Origin of the sequence: Pseudodesulfovibrio nedwellii (genome assembly GCF_027923765.1) — a bacterium.
Lineage (GTDB): Bacteria > Desulfobacterota > Desulfovibrionia > Desulfovibrionales > Desulfovibrionaceae > Pseudodesulfovibrio > Pseudodesulfovibrio nedwellii.
The window spans coordinates 1,944,393-1,968,252 of sequence record NZ_AP026709.1 but is presented as its reverse complement, the minus strand read 5'-3'; the positions used below and the strand labels follow the sequence as shown (position 1 = coordinate 1,968,252).

Below are 23,860 nucleotides of genomic sequence, written 5' to 3'. Positions count from 1 at the left end.
CAATTGACAGGTTCGGTTCAAAGCCTTACTTCTCAACGTCCGAACACACATTGACGGAGATACATAATATGCGTGAAAGAGTTGAAGCTATTCTCGATAAAGTCCGGCCCATGTTGCAGTCTGATGGTGGTGACGTGGAATTGGTGGATATCACCGATTCCGGCGTGGTCCAGGTGCGACTCACCGGAGCCTGCAAAGGATGTCCCATGTCTCAGATGACTCTGAGAAATGGTATTGAACGTATTGTTCTTAAAGAAATACCCGAAGTCAAAGCTGTCGAGGCGGTATAATCCGACTTTTGATAGTTGTGCATACGTGTTGTTGGAACGGTTGAGTTGTCCTCACCGTAGCCAAGCTACGGCTGTTGGTGACTTAAACAGTCTGTCTTTTCGTATGCTCGGGCCATTTTAATATTTATTGAAGTAACCATCGCGTTCGCCCATCCTCGCGAAGCGCAACAAAAAATTTTGGAGATTCTCAAGAACCTTTTCCAAAAGCTTCTTGAGCCGCCGGAGGCATTCCATCATGACCAAGATCGTTTCTCGTTTTGCGCCCAGCCCGACTGGGTATTTGCATATTGGCGGTGCTCGTACCGCACTGTTCTCCTGGCTTTTGGCTCGCGCTACAGGCGGTGAATTCCGTCTGCGTATCGAAGACACGGACCGTGAACGTTCCACGCAGGAAGCCACGGACGCCATTATTGATTCTATGAAGTGGCTCGGTCTTGAGCATGATGGCGAGATCGTGTTCCAATCCACCCGTAAGGATCGGCACAACGAGGTCATTGATCAACTTATCGCGAACGGTCATGCCTACTACTGTCTGTGTTCCAAGGAAGATGTGGACGCCATGCGTGAAAAGGCCATGAAAGAAGGCCGCAAGCCTAAATATGACGGCACCTGCCGTGAGAAAGGGCTGACCGAGGGCGTGGTTCGTCTCAAGACTCCACAGGAAGGGGCCACCGGCTTTACGGATATGGTCAAAGGACCGATCAATGTCGAGAATGTTGAAATGGACGACATGATTCTGCGTCGTTCCGACGGAACTCCAACCTACAACCTGGCTGTTGTGGTTGATGATCACGACATGGGGGTGAACCACGTTATGCGTGGTGATGACCATGTGAATAACACCCCTCGTCAGATCTTGATTTATCGCGCCATGGGGTGGGATGTGCCGCAGTTCGGTCACGTTCCCATGATCCTTGGCCCGGACAAGAAAAAACTTTCCAAGCGTCACGGCGCACTTTCGGTCATGGAATACGAGAAGATGGGCTACCTGCCTGAAGCCGTGACAAACTATCTTGCTCGTCTTGGCTGGTCCCATGGTGATCAGGAGTTGTTTACCATGGATGAAATGGTGGAGTTGTTTTCCCCGGACCATCTGGGCAACTCGCCTTCCGTATTTGACCTGACAAAGTTTGAATGGGTTAACGGCCAGTACATGCAGAAGGCCGACCCCGAGCGTTTGGCTGAAATGCTGTGTGATTTCCTGGCCCGTGAAGTGGGAGAGGAAGAAGCGGCCAGCGTGTCCAAGGCTGATTTTGCCAAGGTCGCGCCATTGCTTCAGCCACGTGCCAAATCTATCGTAGACATGCTGGAACAATCCCGTCCGTTCATCGTGGATGCGAGCTTCCTGCCGTACGATGAGAAGGCCGTGAAGAAATTTCTTACCGAAGAGACCAAGCCTTTGCTGGAAGAGATCGCTGAGCGTATTGAAGCCCTTGACGAATTCACCGAGAAGTCTTTGGAGGATGTGCATCGTCAGTTCCTCGAAGACAAGGATATCAAGTTCAAGATCATCGCTCAGCCTATTCGTGTGGCGATCATGGGCAAGACTCAGTCTCCCGGGTTGTTCGAGACCATGATCGTGCTTGGCAAAGAACAGACCTTGGCCCGTATGAAGCGAGCTATTGAACTGTAAAGACCCTGTATATTAGCCAGCCCTCTCTCAGGCTTTATAGCGTGAGGGAGAGTCTTGTAATAGTATAGAGGAAGCCCCCGCCGGAAGAGATTCGGCGGGGGCTTTGTCATGGGGAGGTGGTTGTTCAATCGCTAAATATTTTGTAAATCCTTTTTCATGGCTTCATAGGTTTGTGTGTCGATTTCTCCGGCTGCGTACCTGCGCCTGAGAATGTCCTCAGCTCTGTCCGGTCCGTTATTCGTGGCGGGTTTTCGAAACATGCGGACCGTGAAATATATGATGAGTCCGATAATGATGAGCTGGAATATGCCGCCAAAATGGAAGGGCATCCATCCGCCCATTCCGTGACCGCTGCCTTGCCAGAAGGCAGGCCCTCCACACCAATTACCTATTGTACTAAAAAATCCCATATGTGTAACCTCGCTCGTGCTTTTACTGAAGAATAGCAGGAGGCGTGCCAAAGATAATGTTCATGCATAATAGTATTTTAAGCAAATATTGTAAAATGTGATATGTGCAGGAGTGCATGTCTGTGCACTCCTTGTGCGCTGATTTTTGCACAGAAGGATCGGTGATGATTCTAAGGAAAGAAATGGTTTTGTTGTGTGATTTTTTACGGAGTCGAAGCATCGGGGGAAAACCAGAGTTCTGGTCGATCAAAAGGAGTTTTATCGGTTAAAAAAGGATTTTCGATTACGAATAATTTTCGACTGTTCAACTTTGCACGCGATATGGATGTGGCAAATTCTTTATTGAACATTGTGTCGAATTCGCCTGTTTGAATGAGAATTTCCAGTCCCCGTTGGATTCGATCAGCCAAATGCGGATGTTGAGGGGATATGAAAAAATAGCTTGGAGTGGGGAAGTAAAGAGCCAATGCCGAGTCGATGTCCAAATCGGGGTGTTTTTGTTTTTGTGCTTCCAGTTCAAAAAAGATTTCATTGATCCCGCGTGGGAAATAGTCAAATCGGTTTGCTTCGAGCATGCCGAAAAGCCCTTCATAATCTGATCCGGTAATAACTGTGAAACCAGCGTCTAGGAGAACTGCAGTTGTGGTCCATTGTTGTCCTGACCCTGCTCTGAGTTTTTTCAATTTTTCGATATTTACAATTTTTTTAAAAAGGCGAGCATCCTTTTTGTTAATGAGGAAAAGACGATATCCTAAAAGTCCTTTTATGATGGGGATGCGGATGGGAAGTGTTTTTGATTCCCATTCTCTTCTTGTTGCCGCTATGTGTATATTGATGTTGGAACCTTCAACCAGTTCGTACAAGGCCCGATTCCTTTTCATCCCGAGTGGGGCCTGTGAAATGGTGAATGGGCCATCGGTCCTTTTTGTTACTTCAAGTGCTTTTCCCAACAATGTGTAAATATAGCAATCAGATTTGAAGTCTGGAGACAGCTTGATGTGGTCCATTGAATATGCGTTTGTCCCTATGCAGACAATAGTGAGTGCCAAGACTATAATTTGTAGTCGCATTGATATCCTTAATTCAAAAGTGCAATAGTTCTTTTTTATCAGAGTATTTCAATAAAGAATATTTGTCACAGTACAAAAGGGCGACTATTGTAAGCTATAAATAGTAACAAGGGAATTGGAAGGGATCAAGGACATGAGTTCTTATAGCTGTTTTTGAATTGAGACAGGAGGGAACCTGTGGCATATTCACAGGGCGCAAAAAAGCTGCCACCGAGCGAATCGGTGGCAGCATAGCTTTCGTAGCTAAAATTCTAAACGGACTTACGCGTCAGTTTTTTTGCGAGCGACGGGCTTAGTCACGGCACCATTGCGGATGCAGCGAGTACAAGCCTTAATGCTGACAACTTGACCGGATTCGAGCTGATGACGAACCTTCTGCAAGTTGGGCATGAAACGACGCTTGGTCTTAATGTGGGAGTGGCTGACATTGTTGCCGCTCTGAGGGCCTTTTCCACAAATATCGCAAACCTGGGACATTGCGACCTCCTAATGTATTCAAATAAAATAGTTCAATTTGGCTTTTTAATCATAGCCTGGAGTTGGTAGCTTCCCCAAGCAGCGGGAGTGATTCATTACCGAGCCTTTTGTGAAATGGCAAGAGTTTTTTTTCTTGACAGGAGAATTTGTTACCATATAGGAAGCAGCGGTTGTCCAGCGGGCCATAATGCTCGCGGACGGAGAATATTATGTTTGAATTATGGATTCCGATTAGTGATATTGCCGCCGAGGGCAAAGATTTTACCTATGATGACCAAGCACTTTGGCGTGATGGGTGGAAAGAGTTCACCATGCCCGTTAAGCCGGGTAAGGATTTGGTGGCGGAGTATTTCCTTTTGCCGCAATCCGAGAATGGTGTGCTTATTCGTGGGACCCTCAAGGGTTCTGTGAATATCATTTGTGATCGATGTGTAAGCCTTTTTGAATTTCCTGTTGATGTAGATTATCATATCTATGAGCAGATTCCGGATGAAGAGTTTGACGAAGTGGCGCGTGTCCGTTTGGAAAACGGCCAGTTGCAACTCGATCTCGGTGCTGTCCTGTGGGAAGAATTCGCTTTGGCTCTGCCTTTCAAGCCGTTGTGCTCGGAAGGATGCAAGGGTATATGTTCCGGGTGCGGCAAGGACTTGAATACCTCTGAATGCGAATGTGAGCAGGAAGAGGGCGACGAAAGGCTTGCAGTTTTCCGCAACTTGAAGATAAAGTAACGCCCCTTGCCCGGATGGCCCAGCTATCCACGGCGAGGTGAAGATTAAAAATAAATATTAAGAGGTATACATCATGGCAGTCCCCAAGAAAAAGACATCCAAGTCCCGTAAGGGCATGCGCCGCTCCCACGATAAGGTTGCAGCTCCCAACGTCATTTACTGCGAATGCGGCGAGCCTACTCTGCCCCATCGTGCTTGCGCTGTTTGCGGCACTTACAAAGGGCGTCAGGTAGTCAGCAGCGACGATGCCTAGCATTGACGCTACCCGGGCACCACGCATTGCCGTGGATGCCATGGGGGGCGATTTCGGCCCCCGCATTGTCGTGCCCGCTGCGGTTGAAGCCGCACGCGAAGGCATTGCTGTTGCCCTTGTCGGCGACGAAGACCATATCAATCGCGAACTTGCCGATCTGAACACCGCCGGGCTGGACATTACCGTTGTCCATGCCTCGCAGGTGGTGGAGATGGACGACAAGCCTGCTGATGCGTTGAGACGCAAAAAGGATTCGTCCATCCAGGTGGCTTGCCATCTTGTGAAAAAAGGCGATGCCGATGGCGTTGTTTCGGCTGGAAATTCCGGAGCCTCTGTGGCTTGCGGTATGTTCATTTTGGGTCGAATCAAGGGCGTTTTGCGTCCGGCTCTTGCCGGCATTTTGCCCACGGAGAAGAATCCCGTGGTGCTCATTGATGTGGGTGCCAATGTGGACTCAAAGCCTCAGCATTTGGCGCAGTTTGGTCTTATGGCCGACGTTTTTGCTCGGTATGTCCTTGAGATGAAGGACCCCTCTGTGGGTATCCTTTCCATCGGCGAGGAAGAAGGAAAAGGCAACGCCGCTGTGCGTGAGGCCTTTGATTTGTTGCGTGAGTCTGATCTTCGGTTTATCGGCAATGTTGAAGGCCGCGACATCTTTACGGGTGAAGTGGATATCGTTGTTTGCGATGGCTTTGTGGGCAACGTGGCCCTCAAGTTGTCTGAGGGTCTGGCTCATTCCCTGAGTCATATCCTCAAGGACGAACTGAAATCCAGTTGGCTGTCCAAGCTTGGAACGTTGTTGTCGTTCCGGGCATTCAAGCGGTTTAAGAAAGTCGTTGATTACGCCGAATATGGCGGAGCACCTTTGCTTGGCCTGAAGGATATTGTCATCGTGGCGCATGGTAAATCCAACGAATTGGCAATAATTAATTGTATTCGTATGGCTGCCACTTCAGTTCGAAATAACGCCAATGGTCACTTGGTTGAGGGGCTAGCTGCCCATGCTGATCTGACCGGAAAACCTGACAAAACCGCCGCATAGCATTCTATATAATTTAAGTTGTGCAAAATATCGCACTGCTTGACCACACCTGCCCATTGGCATACAGACCCAACCCATGATGAACTTCATCCTACGCGGCTTTGGCAGTTACGCCCCCGAGCGCATATTGACCAACGCTGACCTCGAAAAAATCGTCGATACCACTGACGAGTGGATAACCACCCGCACAGGCATCAAGGAACGGCACATAGCTGCTGACGGTGAAACAACGTCTTCCATGGCGTTTGAATCGTCCAAAAAAGCACTGGCCGACGCAGGCATTGAACCTGCTGAACTGACCCATATCATATGTGGCACATTTACTCCGGATTCCATGATTCCTTCTGCTGCCTGCCGTTTGCAGGAAAAGCTGGGTATCAAGGGCCAGATGTGTGTTGACGTGCAGGCCGCATGTTCCGGCTTTCTCTACGCATTGCAATCCGGGCGCGGGTATCTGTGTCTGGAGCCGGAGAGTAAAGTTCTGGTTGTTTCCAGTGAAACTCTTTCTCGCAGAATGAATTGGGAAGACCGTGCAACCTGTGTCCTTTTCGGAGACGCTTCAGGCGCAGCCGTTTTGACCGGCGGTGAGATTACCGATGGCCCCCGTGTCTTGGACGTCATGTTGGCGGCCGATGGCTCACTTGGTGATTTACTCACTGTCAACGGCGGAGGTTCAGCTTACTCCTACGCCTTGGGCGACACTGTCGGCCCTGAATATTTTGTTGAATTCCAAGGCCGCGAGGTGTTTAAGCACGCCGTCCGCAACATGACTTCCATAAGCGAAGCCATTCTCAAACGGAATGGATTTGAAAAGTCCGATGTGGATGTGCTTATTACCCATCAGGCAAACATGCGCATCATTGATGCCGTGGGCCGTCGGTTCAACATCCCGGAGGAACGAGTTTTCGTAAATATCGAGAAATACGGCAACACATCCGCCGCATCCGTGCCCGTTGCATTGGATGAGGCCGTGAAAACCGGATTTATCAAGAAGGGCGACCTTGTGCTGACCCCCACCTTTGGCGGCGGGTTTACCTGGGGTGCAGCCTTGATACAATTCTAGGATTAAAACGGCTGTTTGTTTGCTTTTTCTCTACGAATAGTGAATAGACTTTTACGTTACAATCTGAGTTGGAATTTGCAGTCCGGCACCAATTGGTATATTGGGTGCTGACCAACACGAGCATCACGAGGACAATTGATGAGCGATATGAGCAACGTCGCCCTGGTAACGGGCGGTTCCCGTGGCATAGGACGTACGGTCGCCGAGAGGCTGGCCGCTGACGGATTCGAAGTGTACCTGACTTACGTCAGCCGCCCTGAATCCGCTGAAGAAGTGGTGGCCGGTATTGAAAAGAACGGTGGTAAGGCCAAGGCCTTTCAACTGGACTCCGGCGATCGCGAAGCCGTGACCACATTCTTCAAAGAAGAAATTAAGGGCAAGGTTTCTCTTGAAGTACTCGTGAACAATGCGGGTATTACACGTGATGGTCTGATGATGCGCATGAAAGATGATGACTGGGACAAAGTTCTCCACATCAATCTTACCGGTTGTTTTGTTTTCCTCAAGGAAGCGTCCAAAATTATGGGCAAGCAACGTCATGGCCGCATCGTGAACATCGCCAGCATTGTTGGCCAGATGGGCAACGCCGGGCAAGCCAACTATTGTGCTGCCAAGGCTGGACTCATCGGTTTGACTAAATCCGCAGCCAGAGAATTGGCTGGGCGCGGTATTACCGTCAACGCCGTGGCTCCTGGCTTCATTGAAACAGACATGACCGCCGAACTGCCTGAAAAGGTCGTTGACGCCATGCTCGCACAAATTCCGTTAAAATCCCTCGGGCAGTCCGAGGATATCGCAGCCGCAGTCTCCTTCCTGGCATCATCTGGTGCCGGGTACATCACCGGTCAGGTGTTGGGAGTCAATGGCGGCATGTACATGTAATTTAAGAAAAACATTGATATTGGAGGAAATTATGTCCGATGTAGCAGCAAAAGTGAAAGAGATTATTGTTGAGCAGCTTGGTGTGTCCGCAGACGAAGTCGTTGAAGGCGCAGCATTTGTTGAAGATCTGGGTGCAGACTCTTTGGACCTGACCGAACTGATCATGGCCATGGAAGAAGAGTTTGACGTGGAAATCGACGATGAGGAAGCTCAGAAAATCCTCAAAGTCAGTGACGCTATTTCTCATATCGAGAAAGCTCAATAGATTCGCTCGACTAAATAAAAGTTATTTATTGCGAGCGTCTTGTACACCAGAGTGGTGGAAGACGCTCCTTTTCATTCCAATACGTAGACTTTACGGATAGGTATTATGAACAGGGTTGTTGTTACCAGTGTTTCTGCCATTACTCCCCTTGGCAATGATGCTGATACCAGTTGGGACAATCTGCTGGCCGGGAAATCCGGAGTCGGCAAGATCACCAGATTTGACGCTGCAGACTATGCCACCCAGATTGCCGGTGAGGTCAGGGATTTCGATCCGACCATTTTTATCGGCAAGAAAGAAGCACGTCGCATGGAGATTTTTACTCAATATGCGGTGTGCTGTACCAAGATGTTGTTTGAATCAGCCGGTTGGACTGTCCCTGAGTCCGAGCGTGCTCGGGTCGGCACTGTCGTTGGTGTTGGGTTGGGTGGATTGCACTCTATCGAGGAAATGCATGCCAAGCTCCTGAAAAAGGGCCCAAGTCGCATCTCCCCGTTTTTTATCCCTATTCTCATTGCCAACATGGCTGCCGGTCAGGTGTCCATTGAAGCTGGAGCCATGGGACCTAATATTTGCACCACCACCGCGTGTGCTTCCGGTACGCATGGTGTTGGCGTCGCCTACACCGATATCGCCATGGGCCGCGCGGACGCAATGATTTGCGGTGGCTCTGAATCCACCATAACTCCTTTGGGTGTGGCCGGGTTTAACGCCATGAGAGCTCTTTCCGTTCGCAACGATGAGCCGGAACTAGCTTCCCGCCCGTTTGATGCAGACCGTACAGGTTTTATCATGGGGGAAGGCTGCGGTCTGTTGCTTCTGGAATCCTTGGAGCACGCTGAAGCTCGCGGTGCGAACATTTTGGCCGAAGTGGTCGGATTCGGTGCTTCTGGTGATGCCCACCACATGACCGCTCCGCCGGAAGACGGCGCAGGCATGGCATATGCCATGGAAGCGGCCATCCGTGAGGCGAAGATCGATCCGTCAGAGGTCGATCACATTAACGCGCATGGCACCTCCACCAAATTGAATGATCTGTGTGAAACACGGGCTATCAAAAAGGTCTTTGGTGATCATGCCTATAACATCAACATATGCGCCAACAAGTCGCAGACCGGACATTTGCTCGGTGCGGCAGGCGGCATGGAAGCGGTTTTTGCAGTTAAGACGTTGCATGAGGGAATTATCCCCGGCACTATTAACCAGGACAATCCTGACCCGGAATGTGATCTGGACGTCTGCGCTGACGGGCCGCGAGAAATTCAGGCTAATTACGCCTTGTCGAACTCGTTCGGCTTTGGCGGTACCAACGCCTGCATGCTGTTCAAGCGCTTTACACGATAACGACAAGGGAGGCCAAACGGCCTCCCTTTTTTCGTGGGATCAATTTTCAAATTTTCTTGAAGCGTCTTTTCCTTGCACCCTAATCCCGAACGCTTTACAAAGGCTCTGCTGTACAAAGACCAATCGAAAGGGTTGAACAACCTTTTCGTGACTATATAAGGACGGATCTCCATACCGCACATTCGGACGGCAGCCATTGGACGGAGTCGATGAAAAAGTTGACTTTCGGACAGCGGCGTTATGACTGAACCGACGTGTGATCGGCATGGGAAGCCATTCGCATCCACATTCAACACGAGGGTATCTTCATGGAAGAACTGCTTATCCAGGATCCGGCAGTAGCCGCTGTCATCGCCGATGAGGTTGATCGTCAGGTTTCTAAACTTGAACTGATCGCTAGTGAAAATTTCGTGTCCACGGCCGTGCGCCAAGCACAAGGGTCTGTTTTGACCCATAAATATGCTGAAGGGTATCCCGGCAAGCGTTGGTATGGCGGTTGCGAACATGTGGACGAGGTCGAAGACCTGGCCCGAGATCGTGCCAAGGAGTTGTTTGGTGCTACCTATGCAAACGTTCAGCCGCACTCCGGTTCTCAGGCAAACATGGCTGTCTACTTCGCGGCTTGCAAGCCCGGTGATACTGTGCTGGGCATGGATTTGTCCCATGGTGGTCATCTGACCCACGGTTCTCCAGTCAACTTTTCCGGCAAGCTCTTCAACATGGTCCATTACGGTGTTTCCAAGGAAACCCAGACCATAGATTATGATGCCGTCGAAGCCCTTGCCAAAGAGAACAAGCCGACCATGATTATTGCCGGTGCTTCCGCGTATCCGCGTGTTATCGACTTTGCCCGTTTCCGTCAGATAGCTGATGAGGTTGGTGCCAAGTTGATGGTGGATATGGCTCACATCGCGGGTCTTATCGCCGCAGGTGAACATCCAAGCTGCATTGAGCACGCTCATTACACCACCACCACGACTCACAAGACTCTGCGCGGTCCTCGTGGCGGTATGATCCTCTCCAGCGAAGATTTGGAACAGGAACTCAATTCCAACATTTTCCCCGGCATTCAGGGCGGTCCGCTTATGCACGTCATCGCCTCCAAGGCTGTGGCTTTTGGCGAAGCTTTGGCTCCCGGTTTCGTGGAATACCAGCAGCAGGTCGTCAGGAACGCCAAGCAGCTTGCCGTGTCCTTGCAGGAAGCCGGTTACAAGCTTGTATCCGGTGGTACTGACAACCATATGATGCTGCTCGATCTGTCCGAAAAGGACTACACCGGTAAGGATGCTCAGATCGCCTTGGACAAGGCCGGTATCACCGTCAACAAGAACACCATTCCGTTTGAGACCAAGTCTCCGTTTCAGACTTCAGGTATTCGTGTCGGTACTCCGGCTCTGACTACTCGTGGTATGATCGAAGAAGATATGATCGTGGTATCCGAAGCCATTGTCGCCGCTCTGAACAACATGAACGACGACAAGGCCCTCAAAGGCATCTCCGAAGAAGTCGAAGATTTTGCTCGCGAATTCCCGCTCTTCGCTTGGTAGATTGAGATTTATACAATTTAAAGCCCCGGTTCAGTTGATGCTGAACCGGGGCTTTTTTGTCTCCCCCGGACCCCCATCCCTCTCTTTTCCTAAACTTCTTGTCTGCGCTTCGCGCAAAGGGGAAGTGCTTAATTTATTGGAAAGTTGAAGTAATTATTCGTATATGGTTCATTCTTCAAAGTGAAATGCCACCATTCTTCTTTGAGGTGTGTGAAGCCGTTGTTGCGCATAATGGATTGAAGCAGGGCTCGGTTGGCGCGAACTTTGGGCGGCATGGATTTATTGTCGGGCCAGGATTTAGGACCAAAGAAGTCGAAGGTGGTGCCCATGTCGAGTTCTGTTTTTGTGGTGAGGTCGATGATGGTCAGATCGACTGTGGAGCCGCGCGAGTGGCCGGATTTGGCTGCTATGTAGCCGTCGCGGAAAAGATGGCGTTTATCCACGTCAGGATAAAATTCCGGCTTCGTTCGGGTGTCGTTAATGTCTTTGGCCCAGCGTGCAAAGTGATCGACAGCCTGTTGAGGGCGGTAGCCGTCAAAGATTTTAAGGCCAAGATTGAATGGCTTGAGATCGGTTTGAACTTGTTTGAGTGCGGTGGCTGCCTGAATTGTTAGGATGACTACCGGAGCAGTGTACCCGTCGATCTGTACGCCAACGAAGTTGTGACCGTTGTAATAACGCACGTCGTAAGTGGCATCCGGTATGAATTGATTGAGTCGGACAAATCCATCAGGGAGAGAATCGGCAGAAGCAGGAATTGTCAGCAGACACGTGAGAATAAGTATTGAAAGTAGCAGACGTTGGACGTGAAATATGCGTTGAAACATGGTGCTCCGTTTGTTTGATCTCAATATTTATTCACGATTCTGGATATGGTTCCATCTTTCCACATGGATTTGAGAGCTCGGTTTATCTTGAGCAGGTTTTCCCCTTGTCGCATGCTTTTATGGAAGCCGATGAAATTGGGATCGATGTTGAAAGGCGTTTCCAAAACGGAAAATTTATCGATGTTGGCCTTCAGACGAGGGTCATTCCTAACGATGTAAGTAATTGCGGTTTTGCCGGGACCGATTAATGCAGCATCGGTGCGACCTGCCAGAAGCATACGAAGTCTGATGAGAGGCTGGCCGTCGTAACATGGCGTAAAGACGGTCCCGAGCGCGTTATCATAGGTGTCACCGTATGAAGCGCCGCGAGTCACTCCGATGGTTTTGTCTTTGAGGTCTTGAATGGAATGGAAAGGAAATTCGTGTCCTTTGAGGGTGATCAAGCGCATTTCATCCATGCACATAACTTGTGAGTAGTCGAATATCTTCAGGCGTTCTTTAGTCATGGAAAGACCGAAAATGCCCCCTCTTCCTTCAATGGCATTCATATAAGCCCGTTTCCAAGGGTACATGTGGATGTCAAAAGTCAGGTCTGTGCGAAATTCGATTTCACGCAGAATATCGACTTGGATACCGCAAGGGCTGTTTTCTTTTTTCCAAGATTTAGGTGGTTTGGAGTCTGTGCCGAAGAGAACGATTAATTGTCTTGCCTGACATGGCGTAAACGACATGAGCAGGAGTATGAAGGCAATGAAGACGTGCAACAGGCGCATGAAGATCCTCAGTAAATAAAATTGTCGTTCTCCGATAAGCGTTTCGGAGAGTCGACTGAAAGCCATTGTGTATCAACTTCATAGTGATATTGTTTTGATATATACAATAAGTAGTTCCTAAAAGTACAACTGTTTTTTCAATGACTTGAATAAATATAAGAAAGATATTTTCTATATGTGAGGCTGTCCATTCCGTGAGAATTTTGTCTATGGAAAAAAGGACGGCGGTGATTTGGAAATCTAGCCTCTTTCCATTCCACACATGCGGCATTGGGTGCAATCCATGGATGGGCATTTGGGTGAGACCTTGGCGATTTTTGCCTTTTCCCATTCTTTCCAAAGAAATTCTCGCTTGACGCCGACATCAACGACTTCCCACGGGAAGCTTTCGTCCTTGTCTCGCTCTCTATCGATGATATGGGACGGATCGCCATCCCATCGTTTGAGTGCTTTTTTCCAACCGCCATGCTCAGCTGCGAGCTGGATGAATTCGGCCAGTTCTTCACCCCCACGGGCGAGCACGCCCTGGAGTCGGGCCTGAAAGGGGGAATCGTGTTGTAAAGTGACGCCCTTGAAAGGTTTGACCATGTGAACAAGTTGCTTCATGCGTGCCTCAAGAGAGGCTTCGTCCATCATGGGAGCCCACTGGAACGGTGTGAACGGCTTGGGGACAAGTGAACTGATGCCGATGGTAATGCGCATCAGGTGTTTCTTTTTGCCACCCGGTTCTTCAGAGCGAATGCGAAGTATTTCATTGAGGAATTGTTCAAGTTCTTCATAGTCGGCATCTGTCTCTCCGGGCCATCCGACAATGAGGTAGAGTTTCAGATGATTGACCCCGTACCGGGCGCACAGTCGGACTGCATTCAGGAAATCCTTGGAATCAAGTTTCTTGCTCATCATGCGACGAAGGCGTTCAGACGCGCCTTCCAAGGCAAGAGTTACGGTACGGATACCGCGTTCTCGTAAGTAGACGAGCAACTCTTCGGTAATGCCGTCGGCACGCATGGAAGAGAGCGAAAATTTCTTTTTCTTACTGTGCAGCCATTTCAGGAAGGGAACCAGATCGGGCCAATCAGTCAGGGCTGTACCAACTAATCCTACTTTGGGTGGATCGGAGAGTTCAACGATGCGTTTGAGTTCTTCTATTTTTGCGAGGCGTGGCGGGCGATAGATGTACCCGGCAGCACAGAAGCGGCACCCATACGGACATCCTCGGTTGACCTCAAGCAGCAGGGTGTCTCGAAAAGCAGCTCGGCCCGATATGAAGCAGGAGAACGCAGGGTCGTTCAAGATGCCGGTCGGGCCGGATGTGAGTCTTTTGACCGGCGTTTTTGAGCGTCCAGGGGCATAGACTCCCGGCATATCCTTGATGGCCTCAAGGATTTCTTCCTTGTCTTTGCCATCAAAGACTAGTCGTTTCAGTGTGTCGAAGAGGTTTAAGAATTGTTTGTCAGCCTCCCCCACCCAGAAGAGATCAATGAAGGGCGCAATAGGGGCGGGGTTCAGAAAGGCAATGGGGCCACCGCAGATGACCAAGGGAAGAGAAGGGCGTTCCGCCGCAAGAGGCGGAACGCCCGCTGCCCGGAGCGTTCGAGGAAGGCTGAGGAAGTCCTCCTCGAACGTAATGCTCCAGGCGATTACAGGGAATGAGGATAGTGGGCTATTTGATTCACGTGTTTTTGGATCAGCGCCATCGGTCAATCCCAGCTTGTCCGGGAAGACACGTTCAACGGCCAAGCCGGGTTCCTCGGTCAGCGTCCGATAGACGGCTTGCCAGCCGAGAGTGGATATGGCGGCTTTATCGCCTCCTGGAACAGCCAGAGCTACAGGGAGCCGGCCACCGAGGACGGGAGCGTTAGGCTCCTCGACGCCATAATACAGGGTTCGCTTAACGATAGCGGTTTTCCTCCACGTGAGTTTTCATGGTCCTAGTCAACATTCTTTCGGATGAAGGCCGGGACTTCGAAGTTGTCATCTTCGAAAATGAACTCTTCTTCACCGGGACCGGCAACGACTCGACGAGTCTGTTGTATGGACGGTGCTTCCGTGGTGTTCAATTCTCCACCGGCCTTGCGCAGGTACGCAGGAATGTTTCGGTCGGTGTTGAGCACCTGCTGGTGACCAGAACGACGAGGCTGCGTGTCTGCAGCAGGCTGTCCCATACCGCGAGGCTTGCCGAGTAACAGAACTTTCTGCTGTTCAGCCTTGCTCAGGACAGGTTCGGCATCTTCCATGACGGTTTCGATGCCGGTGGCGATGACAGTGATGCGCATTTCGTCGCCTGCATCCGGGTCAAAGACCGTACCGAAGAAGATCTCGGCGTCGTCATGTGCTTCTTTGTAAATAATATCTGCTGCTTCGGAAACCTCATCAATGAGCATGTCCGGGCCGCAGGTGATGTTGATAAGTACGCCTTTGGCGCCTTCGATGGAGACATCTTCCAGCAGTGGGCTGGTGATAGCCTTCATGGCTGCTTCTTTGGCACGAGTTTCGCCGGAAGCGATTCCGGTGCCCATGAGTGCCATGCCGGAGCTGGACATGGCGGCTTTTACGTCCGCAAAGTCGAGGTTGATCAAGCCGTGTACGGTAATCAGATCAGCGATACCCTTGACTGCGTAGTACAGGACTTCATCAGCTTTTTTCAGCATGTCGGAGAAGGATGCCTTTTTGGCGGCCAACTGGAGCAGACGGTCGTTGGGGATGGTGATGATGGAATCCACCACTTCAGACAGTGCCTTGGCACCCTCGTCAGCTTGTTCCAGACGACGTTTGCCTTCAAAATAAAAAGGCTTGGTTACGACACCAACGGTGAGCGCGCCGAGTTCCTTGGCCACCTGAGCCACGACTGGAGCGGAGCCAGTGCCGGTACCGCCGCCCATTCCGGCGGTGATGAAGACCATGTCAGCGCCTTCCAGAGCCTCGCGGATATGATCCACGGATTCCATGGCAGCCGAGCGACCGATTTCCGGGTTGGCTCCTGCGCCAAGTCCCTTGGTCAGCTTTTCGCCGATCTGGATTTTGTGTTCGGCCAGAGATTTGTCAATGTCCTGATGGTCAGTGTTCGCAACGATGAATTTCACGCCTTTGAGCGCGGATTGGATCATGTTGTTGACTGCATTACCACCACCGCCGCCACAACCGACGACTTTGATTTTAGCGTTACTTTCATGTTCGATTTCAAAGTATTCCATTACGTGTCCTCCTCAGAATATTCCCTGTTGAATGTTCCCTGTATCCTCAAAAAAAGCTCATTCCTTAAGCAATGTCTGTGAACCACTTTTTCATGCGCGACACGATACGGTCGAAACCGGAATCGTCGCGAATCTTGAAGGGCCGGACCTTGTGCAGGCCTTCCTCTTCGGCCCCGTGGAGCAGCAGACCGACCGCCGTGGCATATTTCGGGCTGCGGACTTCAGCGGTCAGGCCGCCAATGCCTTCACCCGGAATTCCGATGCGTACCGGCAGGTCGAAAATTTGTTCGGCAAGTTCTTGCATACCTTCGATCATGACTGTGCCGCCGGTCAGGACTACGCCTGCCGCGATCATGTTCTTGAACCCGGATTTGATGAGTTCCTGATCGACCAGTGCAAGAATCTCTTCGCAGCGCGGTTCGCAGATCTCTGACAGCACGCGCTTGCTCATTTTTCTGGACTCACGTCCGCCCACGCTCGGGACTTCGATGATTTCTTCCTGCGTGACCAGATCAGCCATGGCGCAGCCGAAGTCCATCTTGATCTTTTCCGCCGACATCATGGGTGTCCGCAGGCCATATGCGATATCGTTGGTCAGGTTATGACCACCGAGTGCAAGGACGCTGGTGTGCTTGATGGAGTCTTTGGAAAAGACTGCGATGTCCGTGGTTCCACCGCCGATATCGACCAGAGCCACGCCGATTTCCCTTTCTTCGGGGGAAAGTACGGCCTTGCTGGATGCAAGTGATTCCAAAACGATGTTGGAAACGTCCAGCCCTGAACGGTTGCACGAACGGATGATGTTCTGGGCAGAAGTGACCGCACCGGTAACGATGTGGACCTTCACCTCAAGGCGAACACCAGCCATGCCGAGCGGATCGGCTATGCCTCGCTGGTCATCCACGATAAATTCTTGTGGCAGTGTGTGTAGGACTTCGCGATCCATGGGGATGGCGATGGCCTTGGCTGCCTCGATGACGCGGTCCACGTCGCGTTGGGTGACTTCGCCACCCTTGACTGCGATCACGCCATGAGAGTTGAAGCCCTGAATATGGCTTCCGGCGATTCCGGCGTAGACCGTGCGGATGTCACATCCGGCCATGAGTTCGGCATCCTCAAGCGATTTTTTGATGCATTGGACCGTCTTTTCGATGTTGACGACCACGCCTCGACGCAGACCTGTGCTGGGAGCCGTGCCGATGCCGATGATGTCGACGCCAGTCTCAGAGGCCTCGCCCACCACAGTGCATATCTTGGTGGTGCCGACGTCCAATCCGACGATTAAATCATTTCTAGCCATAAGTAACTCCTCTGTTATTCCCGGTAATCCTGTAATATTTTGATGCGTTTATCCCGCTGTGGGAAAAGTACGCTTCTTTATCCAAATCTTATCGCCACTGGCCGCGATAATTGCGGCGTTCTTGAATTCATTTCTGCGCATGAGGTCGCGCCAGACCACCTTGAGGCGTTCTAACTGTACTTCCCATCTGTCGGTGGAAAGTTTGATTGTCAGTCCTTTGCCCATATCGTGGCCGTCCAGGTAAATTTCCATTTCGTGTGCGCTGGTCAATTTGATCCAGGCCGCCTGAGATTGCGTGAAAGGCGTTTGCCCATCCTTGATCTTTTGTAGGATGCCAGTGAGTACTCGTGGTCCTTCTTCCAATCCTTCCGCTACGCTTAAGATGGGCAGGGAGGCCAGTTCGCCGGGATTCATGGGGGCGATGTCCTCACCCTGTGCATCCGCAAAATAGAGGCCGTCGCCCTTACGGGTCCAGAAAGCCGGAACTTTTTCCTGCACCTTGATATACAGTCGGTTGGGAAGATCTCGGCGTACGGTCACGGATTTGATCCACGGATTAGCCGAGAGTTTACGCTCAACCTCTCCCACGTTCATTTCCATGCAGTTGAGACCAAGGGCCACATTTGCATTGTTCAAAATATCGCCATGGGTCAACCGGTCATTGCCGGTGACGTGGATTTCCTTGAGTTCGAAATAGGGATGAGACGTCATGAGTCTATACCCGTAGAGCAGCCCCACGCCGAGAACAGCGATGAGCGACAGGGCAAGCAGACTCATAATAGTGCGGACAATGAACTGGCCTGTACCTGTCAACCTGCGCGGAGATTTCGGTTTACGCCTGAGCGTATTGTTTCGCTTGCTCCGTTTGTTGTTGAGAGAAAGACGGCTCTGTTTGCCCATGGTCAGGGTACTCACAGTATGATGACCTCCAGTTCGAGGTTGACGTCAAATTGCTCTTTGACGGCGATACGGCCCATTTCAATAAGCTCCAGAGCGGCCGAACTGGTCCCTTTGCCCTTGTTGACGAGGAAATTTGCATGGATGTCCGAAAAAAGCATGTCGCCGAGTCTGGCGCCCTTCATCCCTACCTTGTCGAGCAGTCGGCCCGCACTGTGTCCTTCAGGATTTTTGAATACGCATCCAGCGGTTCTGGCCGTGACTGGCTGGGTGGATTTCTTCTTTTCGTAGTTTTCTTGCATGGTCTTGCGGACTTTTTTTGGATCGGCTTCGCTCAGGGCCATTTCCACTTCCCAGATTAGGCATTTACCCATGGCAATAGCGGGAGAGAAATGGCGATAAGAAAATTCGCATTGGTCACGGTCCAGCCAGATAAGCCCCTGACCGGGCGCCCAGAGTCTGACACGGGTCACGAGATCTCCTATTTCCGTGCCATAGGAGCCTGCGTTCATGGCCACGCATCCACCCACGGAACCGGGGATGCCAGTGAGTCCTTCCAGGCCAGATAGACCGGCCATTTGCGCCCATCCAAGCAGTCCGGGCAGGCGTTGGCCTGCACCGCAACGGACGATGAGCGTGTCGTCATTTTTTTCTACCCGTTCAGGCCCAGGAGGCGTTTCTGTTCGAATGAGGGCTACGTCGAGCTGACCATCCTGTGCCAGCAGGTTGGAACCTTCACCTATAACGAAGGGGCGCAGGGTTTCTTTCAGGAGAAAATTGGACAGGGCATCAAGGTCCTGTTTGTCGCGCACCACGACTTCCACTTCGGCGGTACCGCCAAGGCGTAAGCTCGTTCGCTTGGAAAGCGACGGATTGGAGATGAATTCAAGGCCCATATGTGTTCCTTATTCCTCGTTGTCGTCCGGTTCGTCGGGCTGGTTGAGCCAGTTTTCGCCGATGCGCCAGATTGAGCCTGCTCCTTGTGTCATGAACAGGTCGCCGGGTTTGAGTGTGTCTTTGAGTCGTTTTTCGATGGAATCGAAATCCGGGAAAAACTGCACCTTGGTTTCAGACACCTGTTTGATGCCTTGAGCCAGTGAAAGACCGGAGACGCCGGGAATGGGTGATTCCGATGCCGGATAGATTTCCGTGAGCAGGAGCAGATCCGCGTCGGTAAATGCCTTGCAGAATTCGCCGAACAGAGCCTGAGTCCGTGAAAAACGGTGCGGCTGGAAGGCCACAACCAACCGCCGGTCAGGATAGCATTCCTTAGCGGTTTTGAGGTTGGCCTGAATCTCAGCCGGATGGTGGCCGTAGTCATCCACAACCATGACACCCTTATGCTCGCCTTTGCGGTCAAAGCGTCGGCCCACACCACCGAAGTTGGCAAGACCTGTGATGATGTCTTCTTTTTTCAGTCCCGCTTCCAGGGCCACGCCGATGCAGGCCAAAGAGTTCAGCACGTTGTGAGTGCCGGGTTGGGCTACAGTCACTTCGCCCCATTCTTCGCCGTCCAGATAGACTTTGAACAGAGAGCGTAGGTGAGAACTGATGATTTCGCCGCGCAGACGGTTTTGCTGGCCGATTCCATAGGTCATATACGGGCGTTTGATCAGGGGCAGCAGTCGTTGCACACCCTCGTCGTCACCGCAGACCACGTTCATGCCGTAGAAGGGAATGGAGTTCATGAATCGGATGAATGACAGGTCGATGGCATCCTGATTGTCGTAGAAGTCCATGTGGTCTTTGTCCACGTTTGTCACCACGGTGATGATCGGAGATAGACGCAGGAACGAACCATCTGACTCATCGGCTTCGGCAATGAGATAATCGCCGTCGCCGAGCCGGGCATTGGCTCCATAGGTGTTCAGCTTGCCGCCGATAATGACGGTGGGGTCAAGACCCGCTTCCGTGAAAATTGTCGCCATGAGCGAGGTGGTCGTGGTCTTGCCATGGGTTCCGGCAACGGCGATACCCGTGCGCAACCGCATGAGTTCGGCCAGCATCTCAGCGCGGGGGATGATGGGAATACCTCGTTCACGGGCTTCTACCAGTTCCGGGTTTTTGGACGGGATGGCTGTGGATTTGATGAGCACGTCCGCGTTGCCCACGTTGTCCGCGCCATGGCCGATGAAAACTGTGGCTCCGAGTTTTTCCAGCCGTCTGACTGCCGCCGAAGCAGATAAGTCCGAGCCGGTAATCTCAAATCCCATGTTGATGAGAACTTCTGCGATGCCGTTCATGCCGGAGCCGCCGATGCCCACCATATGAATGGTGTTCACTCGAGCTCGCATTGCCGGACAGGCTTCGCCGCCGATAGTCAGGTATGGTCCTTGTGCTGCCATAACTATAACTCCTACGCCGTCAGGGCTTCTAACCCTGACGCTATATCCGCGGCCGCTTTCACCTTGGCGAATTCGCGTGCCGCTGTTTCCATGTTGGTCAACTGCTCGGGGGTGTTGAGCAAATCCAGTGTGGCGGTTGCCAACGATTCCCCAGTCAGTTCCGACTGAGGGAGCAACCGGGCCGCGCCGATGTCCGACATGGCTTTGGCGTTCATTGTCTGATGGTTGTGCGTGGCCTGGGGGAAAGGCACGAAAATGGCTGGAACCCCTGCCGCCGCGATTTCGAAGACCGTTGTTGCACCAGATCGGCATATTGCCAGATCACAGAGCGCGTATTCAGTCCCCATGTCCTCGATAAATTCGTATACCTGTGCAGGATCGACTCCTGCGGTTTCATAGGAGGCACGAACTCTATTGAAATCCATTTTGCCTGCCTGATGTACCAAGGTTACACCTGCCTCCATGAGCGAGGGGAGTGCCTTGATAACGGCATCATTGATGGGCCGTGCACCCTGACTGCCTCCGAGTATGAGAACTCGTTTGCCTTCAGGACGGGCTCTGCGTTTGGAGGCAGCTTTAATGATGTCGAGTCGCACCGGATTGCCGGTGAGATACGTCTTGTGCGTTGGGAATACCCGTAGGGCGTCCGGGAAACTTAAGAAAATTCGTTTGACCATTTTCCCTAGCACCTTGTTGGCCATGCCGGGAACGGAGTTTTGTTCGTGAATGGCCGTGGGGATACCGAGGATTTTGGCTGCAACCACCGGGCAAAAGCCCGCATAGCCGCCGAAACCGATAACTGCGTCCGGTTTGAACCCCCAGACTGCGGCGATGGCTTTGGGCATCCCTGTTCCGAGCCAGCCCATGCCGGAAATAATACCGGGAATGCCGCGTCCCATAATGCCCGAGGCCGGGAGCTCCAGAAAACGGAGGCCGTGTTTGCGCGCCATGTCGCCTTCCGGGCCGGGGCCGCCCATGAACATGATTTCAACACCCTTGTTGCGCAGGGTGAGTTCCGTGGCAACAGCCAGAGCCGGAAAGATGTGGCCGCCTGTGCCGCCTGTCGTGAGAATGACTCTGTTGAGCGTCATGCTTTAACCCTCCTGGAGAGATTCAGCAGGATGCCTGCGCAGATGAAGGAAACGGTCAGGCTGGAACCTCCGTAACTGATGAATGGCATGGCGACACCCTTGGGCGGTACTGTTCCCAGCACGACCGCGAGGTTCAGGATCATGCCAAGGGCAAGAATACAGGTCACACCGAATGCGGTGAATCTGTCTTGCAGGTCTTCTACTTTGAGCGTCACGCGGAAGGCTCTGATAAGGAATAATCCAATGGCGATGAAGAAAAGTGACATGCCGACAAAGCCGAGTTCTTCGCCGACAACGGCCATGATGAAGTCGTTGTGTGCTTCGGGCAGGAAGAACAGTTTGCGCTGGCCTGCGCCGATGCCTGTGCCGAAAATTTTGCCGGAACCGAAGGCGTACAGGGATTGTACTAATTGGTAGCCTTCATTCTGTGCCGAGGCGAATGGATCGAGGAAGGCAGTCCACCGTTTGAAACGGTATGGGGAGGACGAGATGAGCAACCAGCCCGCGCCACCTGCGAAGATGAGTGAGATAAACAGGTAACTGAACCGGGTGCCGCCCACCAGACACATGAAGAAAAGTAGGCCTGACATGACAACCGCGCCACCGAAATCGGGTTGCAGCAACAATAGGCCGCACAGGAAGCCGGTTACGAGGAAAGGCGGCAGGAAACCGACCGAGAAGGTGCGGACCATGTCCTGTTTTCGGGCGAAAAAGTAAGCGAGATAGAGGACCAGCGCGACTTTGGCATATTCTAGGGGCTGGAGGTTGACCGGCCCCAGGTTGATCCATCGACTGGCCCCGTTGACCGAGACGCCGAGTGGCGAGATACACATGCTGAGTAACACGATGGCAATGCCGACCCATATGTAGGTCATGGAGTAGAGCACGCGCCGGGGAATCTGCATGCAGCAGAACATGGCAGCGAGGCCCACGCCTGTGAACATGAGTTGCCGTTTGAAGAAGAAATATTTATCGCCATAGACCCGTTCGGCCATGATGCCGGATGCGGACAGGACCATGATGAGGCCGAAGCCGCCGAGAATCATGGTGGCAGTGAGCAGCCACGGATCAATGCGGCCTCTGGCGGTTCCGTTTTTCTTCGCGTTGAGTCGGTTAGTCATCGAGACCTCCAACTACACGTTTGAAATCCGCGCCGCGCTGGGCCATTCCGTTGTACTGATCGAAGCTGGCCGTGGCCGGGGAAAGCAGGATGACATCACCAGCATCGGCTTTGGCAGTTTGCCGTTTGATCGCTTTTTCCAGCGTCTCATCCCATGTCACGGTGAAAGATTTGGACAGTTCTGGCTCCAGTTCTTCTCTGGCTCCGCCGAACAGACCTACATGAACAACCGAACCTTTAATGCCCTTGGCAAAAGCGACCACATCGCCTCCTTTCCAAACACCGCCCATAAGAATGCGGACCGGACGATCGAAAGAGCGGACTGCGGCTAAAGCTGCTTCTAGCGTGGTGGCTTTGGAATCGTTGACGTACAGGACGCCTCTTTTCTCACCCACAGGTTCGATGCGGTGAGCCAGCGGTTTGAAATTGAGGATGGTTTTGGCAGCCTGTTCTTTGGTTACGCCGAACTGCTTCACTGCCTGCCATGCGGCTTCCACGTTGGAGCGGTTGTGTTCACCGGGAAGATGGGGGGCGTCGAAGCGGTCTGTTGCGTCGAACCATTGGACATGGGCATTGGTGAAGGAGCGGTCCTTCATGATGTCACGCATGGATTCGTGCATGAGGGCGATGTCTTCGCCGGTCATGCGGTTGAACAGCGTCAGCTTGGCCTCAAGGTATTCGTTCATGTCCTCATGGTAGTCGAGGTGGTTGGCCGCAAAATTTAGGAATACGCCGACATGGGGTTTGAACAGACGGCAGTTTTGGAGCTGGAAGCTGGAAACTTCAAGCACGATGATTTCGGCGGGTTCCATGTCTAACAGATATTCGCACAGGGGGACGCCGATGTTACCGCCCGTGAAGACCGTGCGACCAGCCTGTTCCAGAATGTCGGAAATGAGTGTGGTCGTCGTGGTTTTGCCGTTGGAACCGGTGACAGCCAACATGGGAGCCTCGATGAACCACGAAGCAAATTCCAGTTCGGAGACCATGGTGTGCGGAGCAATGCCTTCCAGTACCGGGGCAAGTTTTTTTACCGGCACACCGGGGGAGAACACTATGATGTCCGCGTCTGAGAAGTGTCTCTTTTTATGCGGTCCGGTGACGAGTTCCACTTTCCCTTTGAGTTCACCCAGAGTGTCTTCGGTCACATCTTCATTTCTGTCCACCACGCGCACGTTGGCACCCAGCACGTCGAGAAGACGGGCTGCGGCCAGACCTGATTTGCCCACGCCAACCACTACGGCTTGTTTGCCGGAGAGGATGTGCTGGTCAATGAAGTTGCGGACGATACGATTCACGATGATGCCTC

Annotated in this window: 24 protein-coding genes; 10 read left to right on the top strand and 14 right to left on the bottom strand. The window is 52.0% G+C overall.

What is annotated here, in order from left to right:
* Positions 1 to 68: 68 nt before the first annotated feature.
* A complete protein-coding gene (locus SYK_RS09220; RefSeq protein WP_281759967.1) occupies positions 69 to 290 on the top strand; it encodes a NifU family protein in 222 nt (73 codons plus the stop codon).
* Between the two features lie 235 nt (positions 291 to 525).
* Positions 526 to 1,923, top strand: coding sequence for a glutamate--tRNA ligase (gene gltX, locus SYK_RS09215; protein WP_281759966.1), 1,398 nt, complete (start codon positions 526 to 528; stop codon positions 1,921 to 1,923).
* A gap of 131 nt (positions 1,924 to 2,054) precedes the next feature.
* Here gltX and SYK_RS09210 read toward each other — a convergent pair whose 3' ends face one another.
* From SYK_RS09210 to rpmB, 3 genes are all read right to left on the bottom strand, one after another.
* Entirely contained in the window at positions 2,055 to 2,333 is a 279-nt protein-coding gene (locus SYK_RS09210; protein WP_281759965.1) for an SHOCT domain-containing protein, read from the bottom strand.
* Between the two features lie 203 nt (positions 2,334 to 2,536).
* Positions 2,537 to 3,196: a type 2 periplasmic-binding domain-containing protein gene (locus SYK_RS09205; protein ID WP_281759964.1), complete on the bottom strand. Its 660-nt coding sequence runs from the start codon at positions 3,194 to 3,196 to the stop codon at positions 2,537 to 2,539.
* Positions 3,197 to 3,664: 468 nt separating this feature from the next.
* On the bottom strand, positions 3,665 to 3,880 hold the full coding sequence (rpmB, locus tag SYK_RS09200) for a 50S ribosomal protein L28 (protein WP_281759963.1): 216 nt from the start codon (positions 3,878 to 3,880) through the stop codon (positions 3,665 to 3,667).
* 209 nt (positions 3,881 to 4,089) lie between these two features.
* On the opposite strand from rpmB, the gene SYK_RS09195 reads away from it, so the two are divergent.
* The 8 genes from SYK_RS09195 (at position 4,090) to glyA (ending at position 11,004) form a co-directional block, all read left to right on the top strand.
* Positions 4,090 to 4,608: a YceD family protein gene (locus tag SYK_RS09195; protein ID WP_281759962.1), complete on the top strand. Its 519-nt coding sequence runs from the start codon at positions 4,090 to 4,092 to the stop codon at positions 4,606 to 4,608.
* Between the two features lie 73 nt (positions 4,609 to 4,681).
* Positions 4,682 to 4,861 (top strand): 50S ribosomal protein L32, encoded by a 180-nt coding sequence (gene rpmF, locus SYK_RS09190; RefSeq protein ID WP_281759961.1) that lies wholly within the window; start codon positions 4,682 to 4,684, stop codon positions 4,859 to 4,861.
* Complete coding sequence (gene plsX, locus SYK_RS09185; RefSeq protein ID WP_281759960.1) at positions 4,854 to 5,903, top strand: phosphate acyltransferase PlsX; 1,050 nt, start codon at positions 4,854 to 4,856, stop codon at positions 5,901 to 5,903. Before rpmF ends, plsX begins: the two co-directional genes overlap by 8 nt.
* Before the next feature lie 76 nt (positions 5,904 to 5,979).
* Positions 5,980 to 6,966: a beta-ketoacyl-ACP synthase III gene (locus SYK_RS09180; protein WP_281759959.1), complete on the top strand. Its 987-nt coding sequence runs from the start codon at positions 5,980 to 5,982 to the stop codon at positions 6,964 to 6,966.
* A 138-nt stretch (positions 6,967 to 7,104) separates the two neighbouring features.
* Complete coding sequence (gene fabG, locus SYK_RS09175; RefSeq protein ID WP_281759958.1) at positions 7,105 to 7,848, top strand: 3-oxoacyl-[acyl-carrier-protein] reductase; 744 nt, start codon at positions 7,105 to 7,107, stop codon at positions 7,846 to 7,848.
* Positions 7,849 to 7,879: 31 nt separating this feature from the next.
* Positions 7,880 to 8,113: an acyl carrier protein gene (locus tag SYK_RS09170; protein ID WP_281759957.1), complete on the top strand. Its 234-nt coding sequence runs from the start codon at positions 7,880 to 7,882 to the stop codon at positions 8,111 to 8,113.
* Between the two features lie 105 nt (positions 8,114 to 8,218).
* Positions 8,219 to 9,457: a beta-ketoacyl-ACP synthase II gene (gene fabF, locus SYK_RS09165; RefSeq protein WP_281759956.1), complete on the top strand. Its 1,239-nt coding sequence runs from the start codon at positions 8,219 to 8,221 to the stop codon at positions 9,455 to 9,457.
* A gap of 308 nt (positions 9,458 to 9,765) precedes the next feature.
* Positions 9,766 to 11,004, top strand: coding sequence for a serine hydroxymethyltransferase (gene glyA, locus SYK_RS09160; RefSeq protein WP_281759955.1), 1,239 nt, complete (start codon positions 9,766 to 9,768; stop codon positions 11,002 to 11,004).
* Between the two features lie 128 nt (positions 11,005 to 11,132).
* Here glyA and SYK_RS09155 read toward each other — a convergent pair whose 3' ends face one another.
* The 11 genes from SYK_RS09155 to murD form a co-directional block, all read right to left on the bottom strand.
* On the bottom strand, positions 11,133 to 11,831 hold the full coding sequence (locus tag SYK_RS09155) for a M15 family metallopeptidase (protein WP_281759954.1): 699 nt from the start codon (positions 11,829 to 11,831) through the stop codon (positions 11,133 to 11,135).
* A 20-nt stretch (positions 11,832 to 11,851) separates the two neighbouring features.
* Positions 11,852 to 12,604, bottom strand: a complete 753-nt coding sequence (locus SYK_RS09150; RefSeq protein ID WP_281759953.1) for a substrate-binding periplasmic protein — start codon at positions 12,602 to 12,604, stop codon at positions 11,852 to 11,854.
* Positions 12,605 to 12,844: 240 nt separating this feature from the next.
* Positions 12,845 to 14,503 (bottom strand): radical SAM protein, encoded by a 1,659-nt coding sequence (locus tag SYK_RS09145; protein WP_281763260.1) that lies wholly within the window; start codon positions 14,501 to 14,503, stop codon positions 12,845 to 12,847.
* Between the two features lie 32 nt (positions 14,504 to 14,535).
* Positions 14,536 to 15,798, bottom strand: a complete 1,263-nt coding sequence (gene ftsZ, locus SYK_RS09140) for a cell division protein FtsZ (RefSeq protein ID WP_281759952.1) — start codon at positions 15,796 to 15,798, stop codon at positions 14,536 to 14,538.
* A gap of 64 nt (positions 15,799 to 15,862) precedes the next feature.
* Positions 15,863 to 17,098, bottom strand: coding sequence for a cell division protein FtsA (ftsA, locus tag SYK_RS09135; protein WP_281759951.1), 1,236 nt, complete (start codon positions 17,096 to 17,098; stop codon positions 15,863 to 15,865).
* A 48-nt stretch (positions 17,099 to 17,146) separates the two neighbouring features.
* Entirely contained in the window at positions 17,147 to 18,013 is an 867-nt protein-coding gene (locus SYK_RS09130; protein WP_281759950.1) for a cell division protein FtsQ/DivIB, read from the bottom strand.
* Positions 18,010 to 18,891: a UDP-N-acetylmuramate dehydrogenase gene (murB, locus tag SYK_RS09125; RefSeq protein WP_281759949.1), complete on the bottom strand. Its 882-nt coding sequence runs from the start codon at positions 18,889 to 18,891 to the stop codon at positions 18,010 to 18,012. Before murB ends, SYK_RS09130 begins: the two co-directional genes overlap by 4 nt.
* A gap of 9 nt (positions 18,892 to 18,900) precedes the next feature.
* A complete protein-coding gene (gene murC / locus SYK_RS09120; protein ID WP_281763259.1) occupies positions 18,901 to 20,289 on the bottom strand; it encodes a UDP-N-acetylmuramate--L-alanine ligase in 1,389 nt (462 codons plus the stop codon).
* A 62-nt stretch (positions 20,290 to 20,351) separates the two neighbouring features.
* On the bottom strand, positions 20,352 to 21,431 hold the full coding sequence (gene murG / locus SYK_RS09115) for an undecaprenyldiphospho-muramoylpentapeptide beta-N-acetylglucosaminyltransferase (RefSeq protein WP_281759948.1): 1,080 nt from the start codon (positions 21,429 to 21,431) through the stop codon (positions 20,352 to 20,354).
* Positions 21,428 to 22,552, bottom strand: coding sequence for a putative lipid II flippase FtsW (gene ftsW / locus SYK_RS09110; RefSeq protein WP_281759947.1), 1,125 nt, complete (start codon positions 22,550 to 22,552; stop codon positions 21,428 to 21,430). The genes murG and ftsW overlap by 4 nt, the downstream gene beginning before the upstream one ends.
* Complete coding sequence (gene murD / locus SYK_RS09105; RefSeq protein WP_281759946.1) at positions 22,545 to 23,849, bottom strand: UDP-N-acetylmuramoyl-L-alanine--D-glutamate ligase; 1,305 nt, start codon at positions 23,847 to 23,849, stop codon at positions 22,545 to 22,547. The genes ftsW and murD overlap by 8 nt, the downstream gene beginning before the upstream one ends.
* Positions 23,850 to 23,860: the final 11 nt, after the last annotated feature.